The organism is Paenibacillus sp. LX16, assembly GCF_036252815.1.
Taxonomy (GTDB): domain Bacteria; phylum Bacillota; class Bacilli; order Paenibacillales; family Paenibacillaceae; genus Paenibacillus; species Paenibacillus polymyxa_B.
Map to the genome: position 1 here is coordinate 1,117,212 of NZ_CP141152.1, position 16,369 is coordinate 1,133,580.

Genomic DNA, 16,369 nt, shown 5'->3' on the forward strand with positions numbered 1-16,369 from the left:
CCTGGTATATGCCTTGAAAAGAGATGTGGAATAAGGAGGCGTACGAGTGAAAGAGGAAGAGAGTCAAAAGACAAAACCGTTACAGGGTGTTCCAGGCAGACTGGCCCGGTTACGCTCGGAATTCCCGGCTCTAGGGATAGATGCACTGCTTATCACACATGGACCCAATCGACGTTATATGACCGGATTTACAGGCTCGGCTGGAATCGCGCTTGTTACGAAGGAAGAGGCTTTTTTGGTGACGGATTTCCGCTATATGATGCAGGCAACAGATCAGGCAGTGGAATATTCAGTGATTCGGCATGAGGCGCAAATCTTCCAAACCGTGGCTGATCTCACAAGTAAATTGGGTGTCCACAGGCTAGGTTTGGAGAGCCGTCATGTCTCACTTCAACAGTCGGGACAGCTTCAAGTCGCGCTGGGCTCGTTGGAGTACGTGCAAACGGAGGATGTCATTGAACGGCTGCGCGATGTGAAAGACGAAGAAGAGATTCGCACCATTGGCGAAGCTGCGCGTATTACCGATGCTGCCTTCACGGAGGTGCTGAATTGTATTAAGCCTGGAGTTACAGAGCGGCGGATTGCGGCGGAACTGGAATATCAGCTTCGGCTCGCAGGCGCGGAATCAGGCGGTTTTGCGTTCATTGTCGCTTCAGGTGAGCGTTCGGCGCTGCCGCACGGACTGGCCAGTGACAAGGAAATTGGTCAGAACGAGTTCGTCACAATGGATTTTGGCGCAAATGTGCGTGGTTATCTATCCGATATCACGCGTACCGTATTCGTAGGCCAGCCCTCAGAACGACATGAGAAATTGTATGCCATTGTGCTGGAGGCAAATATGAAGACGATTGCAGGGCTTCGCCCCGGCATAAGCGGTCGGGAGGGAGACAGTCTGGGGCGGGATGTGATTGCTTCTTACGGCTATGGGGAGCAGTTTGGTCACGGGCTGGGCCACGGCTTTGGTCTGGAAATTCACGAGCAGGTACGGCTGTCCCGCGAAAGTAAGTCGGTGCTCGTACCGGGTCACGTCATTACTGTGGAACCGGGCATTTATATTCCAGGCTTCGGCGGGGTTCGGATTGAGGACGATGTGCTGATCACAGATGACGGTGTCAAGGTACTGACCTCTTCACCTAAGGAACTGCTTTTATTATAAAACGCAGTGGCGTTATAGGTAACTATCCATAGTTTGCAAGTCATCCCAAAAAACGAGATGGAGGGGATCAAATGAACACGCATAAAAGACACACCAAAATATGGCTGACTGCGCTGGCGGCTTCTCTCATTGTGGCTTTGACACCAGCTATTCCGGGTCAACAGGCTTATGCCGAGGCGGAGTCGGATGTAAAAGTCATCGACATCTTTAGTCGGACGGTGAACGATTATGGTATAGATCTGGTTGATTGGCAAGGATATCTGGCGAACCCGTATGTGAAGCTAAAAGTGAAGCCGCCAGCGGATGCCGCTTTTCCGTTAACGGTTACGTTAAATGCGCAGGGCACGTCCCGGCTGATGATGGATCTGCCAAGTACGTTGTCGGCGCAAGGTGCAAGCAAAACGCTGACTTTTGCCAATGCACAGGAGGAAAAAGATTTTCGGTTAGCCATCCATCCTGACCGGATTGGAGGAAACGGTGAAATAGAGGACTATACGCTGTCTATGTCCGTTGCTGGAAATGATGGTCACACGACTACTCAGTCCATTCCAATTCGCGTGTTGGATCAGGACGATAATAAAGAGCCCACAGTCCCTCTCCATTTTGACTACAGATTCGATACGATCATGCCTTATTTCAATGATGCGGCTACCAAAAAAGCCGCAGAACTGGCGGTAAAGGACTGGTTCTATTTCTTTGATCTGGCTCCTTTCGATGAGGTTCCTGCCAACGCGGAGGTAAACCATCTGCCAGGAGACGACTGGCAAAATGAAATACAGGTGACAAATGATAAGCCCTACAAAGGCATGTGGGTGTTTATGAGAGGGCTGAACGGGCCTTATTCTACGGGCTTTCCAGCCACGAACGGCAATTATCATACACGTAACGGTGTGACCGTCCCGGGGAACCTGAACCGTTCCTATAGTTTGATTCTGGATTTCTATGATGATGCGATTCCATTCACATCCGTGGACGATGAAGAATGGTATCAATCCGATCTGTCCAAGGTGACGGATGTGCATGGGCTGATCATGCATGAATTCGGTCATGCGATTGTGTTCAGCGACACATTCCCGGGTGTCAAAGCATTGAAGGAAGCGGCGGGCAATGACCCGGATATTATGGCTTATCAGCACAGACCAGCTGCATTGGACGACAGCTATCATCTCTCCGGAGAGCTTGCAGAAGTCGACAGATTGAGCGGTCAAAATGGAGGCTGGCGCCATCTGTTCCCGACCCGGCGCTGGATGAACACGAAGCTTTCGCTGCTGGTAGCAGAAAAAGCAGGCTGGCCGCTGCGTAAGGACCTGACTCCTTTCCTCGCGCCAGAAATCATGACGAAGGAATTGCCAGCACCTGTCAAAGGCAAAGCGTACTACACGGCCAAGCTGGAGGCCAAGGGAGGCGTTCCATTTTACGATTGGACGGTGACAGGCGGTCAACTGCCCGCAGGGTTCACACTGGACCGCTTTACAGGAACGATTAGCGGAACAGCAGGCAGCGGAGCAGGCAACAAGACGTATACGTTCACCGTACAGCTGCGGGATTATGATGAGCTGAGCAAGCCTGTGAAACAAAGCTTTACGCTCAAGCTGTAAAGAATACCTCACAAACAGATTAAAACGGTCGAAGGGAGGGAAGCGAATGAAACATGATGCCGCGGATCTGGTCATTGTAGGCGGCGGAATCATCGGTACAGCCATCGCTTATTATGCGGCTAAGTCCGGTATGAAGGTCGTGCTGGCTGAGCGAGGGGAGATTGCTGGAGGCACTTCGTCCCGTTGTGATGGAAATATATTGGCAATTGATAAAGAGCCCGGTTTTGACAGTCGAATGTCGTTGGTATCGCAGGAACTGGTGGCAGAGCTGGCTAGGGAATTGGAGGATGAGTTTGAGTATCGTGCGCCTGGCAGTATTCTGGTCTGTGAAAACGATCAGGAGATGCAAGGGGCTGAGCAGTGGGTAACCCGTCAGCAGCAGGAAGGACTTCCGTTTCGCATGCTGGGTCATCAGGATTTGCGAGAGGAATGGCCGCATTTAGCCAAAGATTTGCCGGGCGGACTGGAGTGTGCGACAGATTCCACTGTGAATCCGGTGTTGATGACGTATGCACTGGCCGAGGCCGCGCGTCGGATGGGAGCGAGGCTACTGCCCCGCACACCGATACAATCTGTTCTTAAGGACGAAGAGGGAAACGTCCGCGGGGTAGAGACAACCAATGGCGTTATCCGTGCTGGGGCAGTTGTGTTGGCGGCAGGTGTGTGGACACGCAGCATCGGTCATTCACTCGGTTTGGACCTTCCGATTATACCGCGCAAAGGACATATACTGGTATCTGCCCGAATGCCTTCCATTGGGAACCGCAAGGTAATGGAGTTCGGCTATCTGATGAGCAAGTTTGGAGGTCAGCGGAGTGTGGATGAGCTTTATGAAAAATACGGTGTAGCGCTGGTATTCGAGCCAACCGCATCCCAAAACATTCTGATCGGCAGCAGCCGTCAGTTCGTCGGTATGGACACACGTGTCGATCAGCAGGTGATTCGCTTAATCGCCCGCAGAGCCATTCGCTTTTTTCCTGCTTTAGCCAATGTACCACTGATGCGGGCGTATACCGGCTTGCGTCCATGGACACCTGATCATTTGCCAATTGTATCAGCGGTGGACGAAGTACCGGGGCTGTATATCGCTTCTGGCCATGAGGGAGATGGCATTAGTCTTGCGGCGGTGACGGGTAAGCTGGTGACCGAAATGGTACGCGGTGAATCCACTTGTATTCCGGTGGAACCGCTGCGATATGACCGATTTGGGGAGGCTTTTACCAGCCACGAGGTTCATGGGGAGGTAACCGGATGAGTGTACCGAGCAGAATTACTACCATTGATACTCATACGGGAGGCAATCCGACGCGGACGGTTATTCACGGTGCGCCTAAGCTGGTAGGTCGTACGATGCTGGAAAAAATGACTTATATGGCAGCACATCATGACGATTTTCGCCGTCTGCTGATGTTCGAGCCGCGAGGGCATGAGGTGATGTCGGGCTGCATTTTAACAGAACCTTGTCATCCAGGTGCAGATATGGGTGTGGTCTTTATAGAGACTGGCGGCTATTTACCGATGTGCGGTCACGATACGATTGGAGTATGTACGGCGCTGATGGAAGGCGGGCTGATTGCTGCGGATAAAAAATCAATATTGCTGGACACTCCGGCAGGCCCGGTTCAAGTGCGGCTGGAGGTGGATGCGGGCAAGGTGCGACAAGTAACGTTCACAAACATCCCTTCTTTTGTGTACCGCCGTGAGGTTGAGGTCCAGGTAGAGGATATCGGTCAAGTCACGCTGGATATTGCGTATGGAGGCAACTTTTACGGCATTGTAGAGGCGGCTTCCATCGGTCTTGCACTGGAGCAGAGCAATGGGGCAAAAATTGTACGAACAGCAGTGCAGATTCGGGAGGCAGTGAATGCTGTTGTTGAGGTAGTACATCCTGAAAATCCGGTTATTCAAGGATTGACGCATATTGAATTTTATGGGGAGCCTGTGGCTCCACAGGCCGATTGCCGCAATGTCGTCGTCATCCCACCGGGAGGTATCGATCGTTCTCCTTGTGGCACAGGAACCTCGGCCAAGGTAGCGGTGCTGCACGCCAAGGGAAAACTGGGCTTCAATGAGCCGTTTGTACATGAAAGCATCACAGGTTCCATGTTTCGGGCTGAAATCGTGGGCGAGACGCAGATAGGTCCTTATCCGGCAGTCATTCCACAAATTACAGGCTCGGCTTGGGTGACGGGACATCATCAATTTGTGTTGGACCCCGAGGACCCGCTTAAAGAAGGTTTTTTGCTGATGTGAGCATTTTGCATCATTCCCGAATGCTGAGTATGAAAATAAAGATGGGAAAGGGTTGGTGAGCATATGGCACGTTTTGAAGGTGTATATGTGGCCTTGGTTACACCGTTCACGGCAGAGCTGGAGGTAGACCATAAGCGTCTGATCGAGCTGTGCGAGCATCTGATTGCAAGCGGCATTAGCGGACTGGTTCCTACGGGATCGCTGGGAGAATATGCGGCTTTGTCCCCGGAGGAACGGTCGCAGGTTGTGCATACCGTAATTGACGCTGCGGCAGGGCGTGTCCCGGTTGTTGTCGGTTCGGCGGCTCCGTCCACCAAACAGGCGGTGCATTGGATTCAGCATGCGAAGGATGCCGGGGCTGCGGGTGTTATGGCACTGCCGCCCATTAATTACAATCCACTGCCTCACGAGGTAACGGCCCATTATGAAGCATTATCGGAGGTGGGCTTGCCGATCATTGCGTATAACAACCCCCATGATTACAAGGTTGACTTGACTCCAGATATTCTTGCGGACTTGTCGCGAATTGAAAATATCGTAGCAGTCAAGGAATTTTCCGGTGATGTACGGCGTATTCACGCTATTTTGGATCAGACAGAGCTGGAGGTCATGGTCGGAGTAGATAATCTAGCGATGGAGGGGGCATTGTTCGGCGCGACAGGCTGGATTTCGGGGGTGCCTAATGCATTGCCCAAGGAAGGGGTAGAGCTGTTCCGACTTGCGCAGGCGGGAAATATGGCAGAAGCGTCCGCGTTGTATCGCAAGCTGCTGCCGCTGTTCCACTATGATGCCAGCCCACAATTAGTACAGTCCATCAAATATATGATGGAGCTGGCTGGATTTCCGGTCGGTCCGACACGTCCGCCCAGACTTGCGCTGCCGCAGGCGGATTATGACCGCATTCGCGAAGCATTTGAGGTGGCGGTTCGTCCAAGCGAAGTATCATCCTGAATGGAGGTGAAGACGATGGAGAGCCGAAATTGGATCGGTGGTGAGTGGCTGAGCCCTTCCGGCGAGGAAATGGTGGTTCACAATCCTTCAGCCTTAAAGGAGGAGGTGGGAGTCGTCCATTTTTCAGAAACGGGCGATATTACACAGGCCGGGGATGCGGCACGGCTGGCTCAGGCGGGCTGGGCCGCTTTAAGTCCCGCAGCGCGGGGAGTTTATCTGTTCAAAGCAGCCGGGTTACTAGAAGCAGCATTACCTGAATTGGCTGAGCTGGCCAGCCGTGAGATGGGTAAGCCGATTACCGAGATGCGCGGAGAGGTCATGCGAGGTGTCCATCTGCTCCGCTACTATGCGGCAGAAGGCGTACGTTCCATCGGTACAGTCATTCCTTCCAATGAGCCGGGAGTGCTCCAATACACGAAGCGCATTCCGCTGGGGGTAACGGCTGTCATTACGCCGTGGAATTTTCCGGTAGCTATTCCGCTATGGAAAATCGCCCCTGCACTCTTGTGCGGAAACACGGTCATCTGGAAGCCTGCCGAACATGCTTCATTAACTGCAGTGCGGGTTGCCGAGCTATTCGAGGCGGTGCAGCTTCCGCCCGGCGTATTGAATCTCGTCGTTGGGCAAGGTAGCCACATCGGCGATGCCTTACTGGAGCATCCGGTACTGGATGCGGTAAGCTTCACGGGTTCTACTGCTACAGGTTTGGGCATTGCGGGACGGTGCGCACGCCGTAATATCAAGTACCAGACCGAGATGGGCGGTAAAAATGCCGCTGTAGTGCTGAAGGACGCGGATGTGGCGCAAGCAGTAGCGATGATTGTTAGCGGAGCTTTCCGTTCAGCCGGGCAAAAATGCACGGCCACCAGCCGGGTGATTGTGGAACAGTCTGTCTATGAGACGTTCACGGAAGCCTTACGCCAAGCGGTGGAAAAAATACAGATCGCTCCGGCGCTTGACCCCAGTGCGTATCTTGGACCTGTGGCATCCGCAGGCCAGTATGAGAAGGTCATGTCCTATGCATCACTCGCCCGCCGGGAGGCTCACATTTTGGCCGAAGGTGGAGCCAACGCCGGGACGGAGAACGGGTATTATGTGCGCCCACTGGTGGTGACTGGACTGAATTCGTCCCATCCTTTGATTCAGGAGGAGATTTTTGGACCTCTGATGGGGGTAGTGCAGGCGGACGACTTCGAGGATGCGATTCGACTGTGCAATGATTCTATTTATGGATTAAGCGCCTCTCTATTCACCCGCGATTTGCGGCTGGCTCACCGGTTTCTGGATGAGGCGAACGCCGGTATGGTCCGGGTTAATCAGGAGACGGCTGGTGTTGAATACCAGGCTCCGTTTGGCGGTCTGAAGCAATCCAGCTCACATACCCGGGAACAGGGCCAGGCGGCGCTGGATTTTTATTCAGCGATTAAAACCTGTGCGATCAGCTATGAGTAAGCGGGCGACGGGACGAAGTGAGACGGTTGGAAGCGCATCAGGTCATTTGCTCGTATGTCGCTGTGAAGAAGTGAGTATCGCACAGATGGAGCAGGCCTGCCGCATGGGCGTGGACACCGTTCGCCAGCTTAAAATGGCTACACGGGTGACGATGGGGGCATGTCAGGGTAGGGTATGCCGACAATTGGTGGAGTCATGGTTTTACAATCAGTATCCTGCCGCCCGCCGGGAGGCGGAGCTGTTATCCCAAAGGCCTCCCGTGCGTCCCATAACGTTCGGGCAGCTGGCAGAGGGAGGTTCTTTATGAGCCGCATGCGTATTGTAAATCATCCTATTTTGGGACCAAAGCCGGAACGGCGTCAGGTATCTTTTATTTTTGACGGTCGTCCCATGCAGGGATTGGCTGGAGAGCCATTGGCAGCAGCGCTGCTAGCCAGCGGGGTCCGTCTGCTGAGAAGGCATGAGGAATCCGGTACGGCCAGAGGTGTATACTGCGCCATTGGGCATTGTAACGAATGCCGCCTGACGGTTCATCCGTTCGGTACCGTCCGTTCCTGCCTGACCAAGCTGGAGGAAGGCATGGTGGTGGAAACCGGACGGCAGCTTTCGAATGAAATCACAGGGAGAATTGTGACATGAATGAAATGGCGCATCTCATCGTCATTGGGGCGGGTCCCGCCGGATTGTCCGCAGCGGTATCGGCTGCTGAGCAAGGATTGCCAGTCACGGTACTGGATGAGTTTACAGAGCCGGGTGGACGCATGCCCGGGCAATATCATGAGGAAGGCAGTCAAGGCTGGTGGGTTGGAAAACACGTTTCGGATGAGCTGATTACCCATTGCGGAGAGCTTGGGGTGGACATTCGCTGCGGCGTTTCCGTGCATGGTATGGAATATACGACGACGTGGGAAATTTTCACTTCCTGTGGATTGTTCACTGCGGATTACGTATTACTAGCGACTGGAGCTGCCGAAATTCCCGTTCCGCTGGATGGCTGGACGCTGCCCGGCGTAATGTCCATCGGGGCCGCGCAGGTGATGACCAACGTTCATTACGTCAAGCCGGGAGAACGCGGCATCATCGTAGGCATGAACGTATTGTCGATGGCGATTGCCCGCGAGCTGTCCGTCGCCGGGGTGAAGGTGGCGGCGATTACACTGCCGTGCGCCAATCCGCTGGCTGGTGCGGCGGCAGATCCGACAGCCTCCGCGAAGCTGCTGCTTCAGCTGTCGGGGCTGGCCCCTGCCGCCTGGATGCGTGCAGGCGGCAGGCTGGCAGCTGCGATGCGGATGGAGAAACTCATCGCGTGCTGCTATCCCCACAGAGGCTTCCGTCTGTGGGATATCCCGATCCGTTTGCGGACGGCGGTGTTGTCCGTCAACGGGCAGGACCGGGTCGAATCCGTGACCCTGGTCCACGTTAAACCGGACGGCTCGCCTATTCCCGGCAGCGAGCGCGTCGAACCCGCCGACTTCGTGGCGCTGAGCGGCGGCTTGTATCCGCTCGCTGAGCTGGCGGCGGTAGCCGGGTGCAAATTCGTGTACAGCCCTGAGCTAGGCGGGCATGTTCCACTGCATGGTGAGCGAATGGAAACCTCGCTCAAAGGGCTGTACGTTGCCGGCAATATTACCGGCATCGAAAGCGGGCTGGTCGCGATGGCCCAAGGTCGACTAGCCGCCGCTTCCATGCTCCATGCCGCTGGACTCGGCGGAGCAGGCGGGGAACAGCGGGTACAGGAGGCGATCCGTGAGGTCCATTTTGCACGCAAGCATGCGCTGATTCAGTTTCATCCCGGCATTACAGAGGCGAGAACGCAGCTGTACCAGCAGTGGGGGCAAACCTCTGGCAGTGGCGCGTAACGGCTCGTTGTGTTTGATATGCGTTTTTTTATCCTAAACTCGCCTTAAAGGAGGAACGGAAAGTGACTCTTAAAGCAAAAGCCCATATGAAAGCAAGGCCGTTTGCACTGAACGAGGTGGTATTGGCTGAAGGTCCCTTCAAACAGGCGATGGAGCTGAACCGATCTTATCTGTTGGAGCTTCAACCAGACCGCCTGCTGGCGCGTTTTCGGGAATATGCCGGACTTACGCCCAAAGCACCCCAATATGAAGGCTGGGAAGCGATGACTATTTCCGGTCATACACTGGGACATTATTTGTCCGCTTGCTCTATGATGTATGCTTCGACGGGCGATGAGCGTTTTAAAGAAATTGCACATTACATTACGGATGAACTAGACGTTTGTCAGGCGGCGCATGGTGACGGATATGTATCCGGTATTCCAGGGGGAAAGGAACTTTTTGAAGAGGTGTCTGCTGGAAATATTCGCTCGAAGGGCTTTGACCTGAACGGTGCCTGGGCCCCCTTGTATACACTGCACAAGTTATTCGCTGGCCTGCGGGATGCGTACCATTTGACAGGCTGTGATAAGGCATTAGATGTAGAGCGCAAGCTGGCGGACTGGCTCGAAGGAATTATGAAGCCGATGAGCGATGAGCAGATGCAGCAGATGATGTTTTGCGAATATGGAGGCATGAATGAGGTATTGGCCGATTTGTATGCGGATACCGGGGAAGAGCGCTACTTGTGGCTGGCTGAGTGCTTCTGGCACAAGCTGGTGCTGGACCCGCTTAGCACGCAGGAAGACTGTTTGCAGGGCATTCATGCCAATACACAAATTCCGAAGCTGATCGGGCTTGCCAAGGAATACGAGCTGACCAATGATACGAAACGCCGGGCAACGGTGGAGTTTTTTTGGGAGCGGGTGGTGGATCATCATTCGTATGTCATTGGCGGGAATAGCTTTGGAGAATATTTTGGAGCGCCAGATGGCTTGAATGATCGCATCGGGCCTCATACGACGGAGACGTGCAATACCTATAACATGCTCAAGCTGACTAATCATCTGTTTCAATGGAATGTTTCCGCCAAGGAAGCAGACTTTTATGAGCGAGGTCTATTCAATCATATTTTGGCTTCGCAGGACCCGGTTTACGGGGGCGTAACATATTTTCTGTCGCTGGCGATGGGCGGGCACAAGCATTTTGAAAGCAAATTTGACGATTTTACGTGCTGTGTCGGCACAGGAATGGAAAACCATGCGAGCTACGGCAGCAGCATTTATTTTCACGATCACGATAAGCTGTATGTCAATCAGTTCATTGCTTCCACGCTGGAATGGAAGGACACAGGCGTTACGCTAAAACAGAATACTTCCTATCCAGAAACGGATCATACGACGCTGGAGATTCAATGCGATCAACCTGCCTCATTTATGCTACTCATCCGCTATCCATATTGGGCTGAAAAAGGAATTATCATTCGTGTAAATGGCAAGGAGCAATCGGTTGTATCGGAACCGGGCAGCTTTGTCTCTATCGCCAGAACGTGGATTGATGGTGATGTTGTAGAGGTGACAATTCCGATGTCGCTGAGACTGGAGCAGATGCCGGATAACCCGGATCGGGTGGCTGTTATGTATGGACCGCTGGTGCTGGCAGGCGACCTGGGACCCTTAGAAGATCCTAAAGCCAAGGAGTTTCTGTACACACCGGTATTCATCCCCCAAACGGAAAAGCTGGATGCCTGGATACAGCCCGTGGAAGGCAAGACCAATACGTTTCGTACCTTGAATGCAGGGCATCCCCGGGATGTGGAATTGTCTCCTCTGTATAAAATGCATGACCGTACGTATTCCGTATACTGGGACATTTTTACGAAGGAAGCGTGGCAGGAGGCGGAACAGGAATACACAGCGGCACGCGAAAAGCTGGCGATTCTGGAGCAGTGTACGATTGACTTTGCCCAACCCGGAGAAATGCAGCCGGAGCGGGATCATAACTTCCAGGGAGATGCTTCGACTCGCACCGGATATGTGAACAACCGACCTTACCGGAATGCGGGAATTGACGGCTGGTTTTCTTTTGATCTGAATACAGATCCGTCTGCTCCGATGCTGTTGGTCATTACCTACACAGCTACACTGGAAATGCCTAACTGCGGTTTTGATATTTTGATTAATGGTCATCCGCTTGAGCATTTTAGTGAAGGTTTTGATGAGGCCGATAAGTTTTACAACGTTAATGCCGCTATTCCGGCTGCATATCTGGAGGGGAAGGATCAAGCGACGGTGACCTTCAAGGCCAAGCCGGGACAGCGTATTCGCAGATTGTTTGGGCTGAGGATGGTCAACAAGGACGTGTATGAGCAACTCTATCAAGCTGGAAGTTCAGGTATACATGAATGATCTTTGTAATATTTCGTCAGAAAAAAGTAACGTTTGATTTTTAGTCCGGTATGATTTATGATGTAAGAAATATTGGATGATGCTGGAATAATCCATATGGTGGTATGAGCTGATATATTCATAGTTTTGTTGCGCGTGAAGCACACGGGCTGTTTCTTCCTTCATAGGGGAGAGGCAGCCCTTTTTTGTTGGGATTTTCAGAAATATAACTTTTTTAAGGAGTCAGCTCTATGATTTAGGGGGGGGATTGCTCAATAGAGTCTATTTTTTGGAATACTTTATATTAGAAGTTTTTCTTATAGATTTTGTAATAGGGAAACCCTATAATATATAAGTTGTATCCAGTATTTTCCGAAAGTGGGGATGCGATAAGTTTATGAGATTAGAGATGATATACATAGTTTAAAGTTTAAGCTGACAAAGGGGATAGAGAGATGAGTATGAAAAAATGGATGTTGAGTTTGACCGCAGTCACGTTGCTATGGGGGGCGACAAGTACGATTCCAACGACGGAGGCAGCAAGCAGCACCAAACCCATTGAAGTTTTGTTAAACGCGAAAAAAATACAGTTTCCAGATGCTAAACCTTTTCAGGATAGTAACGATTATGTGATGGTTCCCATTCGTTTTGTATCCGAAGCGCTAGGGGCTAAGGTAGGCTGGGAGAAAACAGGCGGCCAATTGGCTGTGTCGATTAAAAATGATGCCCATGCTGTTAACATGACAGTGGGTCAAAACACCGCTACCGTGGATGGGCAGACCAAAACGTATGAAACGAAGATTATTTTGAAGCAGAACCGTACTTTTGTGCCGCTGCGGTTGGTAAGTGAAGGCCTGGGACAGACGGTGGAGTGGGATAAGGTTAGCCGCTGGGTCTGGATTGGGAAGAAGGAAATTGCTGCGCTGGAGGATACAGGGCATCAGGCAGTGAGTATTGAGCCGTATAAGAAGGCGATTGGCACAATGCCTGGTCTTCTAAACAATGTTGTCGGTCAGCCGTATGACAAAGTAGTGATCTTTAAACTGTCCGACTTGCCTATTAAGTTGTTGCGCGATATTTATTCAGTCGAGCCTTATACGAGTCCAAAGGGAGTTCCATACCTGAAAGTGCGGGCCAAAACAAAATCTACAGCAGGCAGCCTTTTTTACTTGACTAAAAATAAGGATGTGCGCCTTCGCCCTGCACTAGATGAAATGACGCAAGATAATGGAGACGGTACAAAGATGCTCTATTACAAAATATATTCGTACGCTGACGCTAACCTTTATGGCAACAAGGATTATAAAACTTTTAAGCTGCAAGACATTGAGTATATTGGTTTTGATCTCGCGTCGAGAGACTACATCCCAATAATGGTTAACCCGTGGAAAGGTAATTAAGACATGGGGAAAACTGAACGCATTCTGGCCGTATTGCTGGTGGGGGTACTGCTTTTGTTGCAGCTCCCACCTTTTTCTTTTCCCATCGATAAGGCGGCAGCCGATACAGAAATTACTCCGCTGTCCTACTATGCAGACAAGAATAATCGTTACTTTGTCGGTATGATGTATTTCGATATGTGGAAGAATATCGCAGGGACGTGGGTCACAAACGGTGGTAAACAGCCTGGAAAAGGGATGCATGGTGAGGCTACTTTTACTTACAAATTTAGTTTCCCGGGTAGAAAAATAAAAAGTGTTGAAGCATCACTTTATAAACCTAATGATGAGAACAACAAACTGAACCCTGACTATATCAAATATTTTGAGAAATCTCGTTCTGATAGCTATGAAGAATACGTACGTTACATAAGTAAAGGCACAGTGAAGGACGATATTCGTTCCTATCAATTAGAGGGGGTTGGAACGGACTCCACCATTATTCCAATTACAGTAAACATGATGCTTAATGCGGAAGTCATAGCCAAAGATATCAAGGAAGAGAGTTGCCCTACCTGCGCAAAGGAAGTAGAAGCCTGGCGTATCTATCAGCCCATTTTATTCAAAATCGAACTGGATAGTGGTTTAATCGTCAAGCATTTTACCACTGATGGAAAATCACTTAACAACGTATTTACACCAATAGAAGATGAACTAAAAGCTGATCAACCGTATGATTTTACCCCGCCAACCAACCCGAAATATGAGTATGTGGGTTATAAGAAAAGCACGACAGGTAAACCGCCAAGCGGAGATATTTTACCGGGAATTGTACCCGGATTTACCTATGACGGTTCTTTTGAGCAGTTTACCGCTTATTTGTATTACAAAGAAGCTCAGGGCTGTCCTAAGCCTGGAGAAAGCCAAGAGGGGGCACCCTCAGATTGCCAAGATAATGAACAGCCAACAAAAGGTGTTGTCTGCTCCCGCCCCGTTCCAGGTCTGCGCTTGGAAACTGCCGAATTGGACCCGACAGTATCTGCTGTTATCAAAGCGGACCAGCGTGGTCGGGAACGATTTGACGTATCCAAAGGTATTCCTACATCTGAAAGCCTATACGGTCATGTGCAAGCGAAGAGATACCTTTTTCAACATAAGTTTGTGAACATGACAGGCCAGTGTACATATACGGTGAATGTAAAACGGGAATATCGGTTAAGCTGGCGGCCCAAGAAAAAATCTACGAGGAGAGAAACTGTGAAGCGAACCTATACTTATCAAATCGTCCGTCCGTATTCTTATTGGACGATAGATAATTTGGAGGTGTATGGCATCAAGGAGGCTGCGCTCCGAAATTATGCGTTACCTAATGAAACAATCACCCTGCATCCGCAATCCTATACACCTCCTTCCTATGTTGCAGCGACTCAGGGCTATTTTTATCCGCCCCCTGCACCCGGGACAGTGGATGGCGGCAGCCGTAGCAAAAACGGTGGCAGCAGCAAGCCAAGTGTGCCTGATGACCGCAGTGTACTGAAATCCAAGGCAGAGGGGGCCGTTAAGGAAATCGAAGTGGAGAACGATACTCTGACCTTTGAAAATAAAATCATTATGAATCCGGAGCGCGTTAAGGTGAATGGCCCTAGGCCAGGCGTTATACCCTCTTCCGGAGCGATTGGGCCGGATGTGCTGTACAGCCCGGATCATGTGATTGATAAGCATAAGGTAAATAAGTCCAATACGCCTAGCAGCGGTGACATCACTTACGCTATTCTCAAAGGAAATATCAATGGAGGTGAGGATAAAACGTTCCCAATACAGGGAATTAATACGGTGACTGTCCACACTCCCGTAGTGAATCTGTCTAGTGTGTCGGACGATGCTGCTCATAATCAGAAAACCCAACCTACGAAGGGACGATCGGCGCTTATTTTGGAGCGCCCTTTCCGGGTGACGATCTCGACAGCAGGCCCACATTTGAACATTCCCGGCTATGGTGATCGGGAGTATGCCAAATATGTACGAACCAAGCAGGTGCGATTTCCGTTCGATGTTTACGACAAAGGAAAGACACTATTTTATCCACGAGGTACCTGGATCGACATTCCGGTGCTGCAGCTCGACGCAGACTTTTATTTGCCCGTATGGGTGGATGAAGGTAACTATACAGTAGAGTTCCGTACCATTGCCGAGAATGCACCGGACGGTTTCACCGAACAGCGCCATGCCAACACAGATATTGCCCATCATGTTGCCAATGATGTGGTAAATATAGAGGTCATCGGACGGATGTATGATTTTCATATCACGGATATTGCCGATTACCATTGGGAGCGGGTGTTTCGGCAGCGAAAAGGAAGCCCCACGCATAGTGGCCTGTCCTATTGGACGGGGCTTGGCAATATTGACGGGTTGCCTAGAGGGAACCCGGAGCCATTCACCTTGCCCGTTCGCCCCGGCAGTCACCCATATGAAGGTTATGCAAATGTGGCGGTCAAGACAGGCTATCATTTCAAGTTTGACCTCAAAACAAAAGGCAATATGTTTAGTGCCAAGGACGGTATTCGCATCACGCCATCGTTCTATTGGGTGAGCAAAGATGGGCGACAGCGGGAAGAGGTGGATCTGTATACACATGCCGGCAGTCGAAAATTTATCCGTTTGGGATCGGCGGAGGACCGGGAAAAGCGATATGTTATTTTGAATGAACGGCTACGCAATGTGCCGATGGAGGAAATGCAGGACGCGGCAGCCTACCAATACAAGCATGAGCTGAGTGAAGCACAGCAAAGCCAGTTAACACTGGAACGTTATGTTTCCCTGTATGCCCACCGTATTGCACGCAGCAAGAGCTGGATTGGACGTTACGACTGGCTGGTGCTGCCTGCGGCTGTGCGTACCTTGATTGGTCCGAAGACAGACCTGCCCAATGGGGTCAACGTGGATCGCGCTAATGCCTCGATTCAGCGCTGGTATGGCGAATATAGCCTGCCTGCTGATGTTTACGCAGTCACCAAAGATACGGATTTGCGCGAGGTCAGTCGCCGTCAGGAGCTAAACGAGCATACAGATATATTCAAGAAAACGGGTTTTATCGTCGTCCGCTTTAATGTGGAGTCACTGCGTCAGGGGGACGCTGAGCATCCGCATTTACAGTATATAAATGGTCCGCTATTGAACCAGTGGCAACTGGAGGGTTACCGCCGAGAGATTAAAGACCCTTACGGGCATATCTTTCATTTACAGGACGGGGATGTAGTATTTTATCATGCAGATCAGTCCAGTCGGGACGATTTCAGTTCATTTGTCCCTCACTAGCTTGTAGTAATCAAGACGAATCCTAATCCATAACTAG

12 protein-coding genes are annotated in these 16,369 nt (G+C 51.2%); all 12 read left to right on the forward strand.

Going from position 1 to position 16,369, the window contains the following annotated elements; translation table 11 throughout:
• The first annotated feature begins 46 nt into the window (after positions 1 to 46).
• The 12 genes from T3H97_RS05090 (at position 47) to T3H97_RS05145 (ending at position 16,332) form a co-directional block, all read left to right on the forward strand.
• Positions 47 to 1,156 carry a M24 family metallopeptidase gene (locus tag T3H97_RS05090; RefSeq protein WP_442955634.1) on the forward strand — a complete coding sequence of 370 codons (1,110 nt, stop codon included), beginning with the start codon at positions 47 to 49 and terminating at the stop codon, positions 1,154 to 1,156.
• Between the two features lie 71 nt (positions 1,157 to 1,227).
• Positions 1,228 to 2,754, forward strand: coding sequence for an Ig domain-containing protein (locus T3H97_RS05095; RefSeq protein ID WP_328801877.1), 1,527 nt, complete (start codon positions 1,228 to 1,230; stop codon positions 2,752 to 2,754).
• Positions 2,755 to 2,800: 46 nt separating this feature from the next.
• On the forward strand, positions 2,801 to 4,009 hold the full coding sequence (locus T3H97_RS05100; protein WP_328801878.1) for an NAD(P)/FAD-dependent oxidoreductase: 1,209 nt from the start codon (positions 2,801 to 2,803) through the stop codon (positions 4,007 to 4,009).
• Positions 4,006 to 5,007: a proline racemase family protein gene (locus tag T3H97_RS05105; protein ID WP_328801879.1), complete on the forward strand. Its 1,002-nt coding sequence runs from the start codon at positions 4,006 to 4,008 to the stop codon at positions 5,005 to 5,007. Before T3H97_RS05100 ends, T3H97_RS05105 begins: the two co-directional genes overlap by 4 nt.
• 63 nt (positions 5,008 to 5,070) lie before the next feature.
• Positions 5,071 to 5,958, forward strand: coding sequence for a dihydrodipicolinate synthase family protein (locus T3H97_RS05110; RefSeq protein ID WP_328801880.1), 888 nt, complete (start codon positions 5,071 to 5,073; stop codon positions 5,956 to 5,958).
• Positions 5,959 to 5,973: 15 nt separating this feature from the next.
• Positions 5,974 to 7,410 carry an aldehyde dehydrogenase family protein gene (locus T3H97_RS05115; RefSeq protein WP_328801881.1) on the forward strand — a complete coding sequence of 479 codons (1,437 nt, stop codon included), beginning with the start codon at positions 5,974 to 5,976 and terminating at the stop codon, positions 7,408 to 7,410.
• Positions 7,403 to 7,717, forward strand: a complete 315-nt coding sequence (locus T3H97_RS05120; protein WP_328801882.1) for a (2Fe-2S)-binding protein — start codon at positions 7,403 to 7,405, stop codon at positions 7,715 to 7,717. The genes T3H97_RS05115 and T3H97_RS05120 overlap by 8 nt, the downstream gene beginning before the upstream one ends.
• A complete protein-coding gene (locus T3H97_RS05125) occupies positions 7,714 to 8,049 on the forward strand; it encodes a (2Fe-2S)-binding protein (protein ID WP_023987257.1) in 336 nt (111 codons plus the stop codon). The genes T3H97_RS05120 and T3H97_RS05125 overlap by 4 nt, the downstream gene beginning before the upstream one ends.
• Positions 8,046 to 9,269 carry an NAD(P)/FAD-dependent oxidoreductase gene (locus T3H97_RS05130; RefSeq protein ID WP_328801883.1) on the forward strand — a complete coding sequence of 408 codons (1,224 nt, stop codon included), beginning with the start codon at positions 8,046 to 8,048 and terminating at the stop codon, positions 9,267 to 9,269. Before T3H97_RS05125 ends, T3H97_RS05130 begins: the two co-directional genes overlap by 4 nt.
• An 86-nt stretch (positions 9,270 to 9,355) precedes the next feature.
• Positions 9,356 to 11,656, forward strand: a complete 2,301-nt coding sequence (locus T3H97_RS05135; RefSeq protein ID WP_328802779.1) for a glycoside hydrolase family 127 protein — start codon at positions 9,356 to 9,358, stop codon at positions 11,654 to 11,656.
• 434 nt (positions 11,657 to 12,090) lie between these two features.
• Positions 12,091 to 13,035: a copper amine oxidase N-terminal domain-containing protein gene (locus T3H97_RS05140; RefSeq protein WP_328801884.1), complete on the forward strand. Its 945-nt coding sequence runs from the start codon at positions 12,091 to 12,093 to the stop codon at positions 13,033 to 13,035.
• Positions 13,036 to 13,038: 3 nt separating this feature from the next.
• The gene (locus tag T3H97_RS05145; RefSeq protein ID WP_328801885.1) at positions 13,039 to 16,332 is read left to right on the forward strand and encodes a DUF5704 domain-containing protein; all 3,294 of its coding nucleotides are present in this window, start codon (positions 13,039 to 13,041) and stop codon (positions 16,330 to 16,332) included.
• The last annotated feature ends 37 nt before the right edge of the window (positions 16,333 to 16,369 follow it).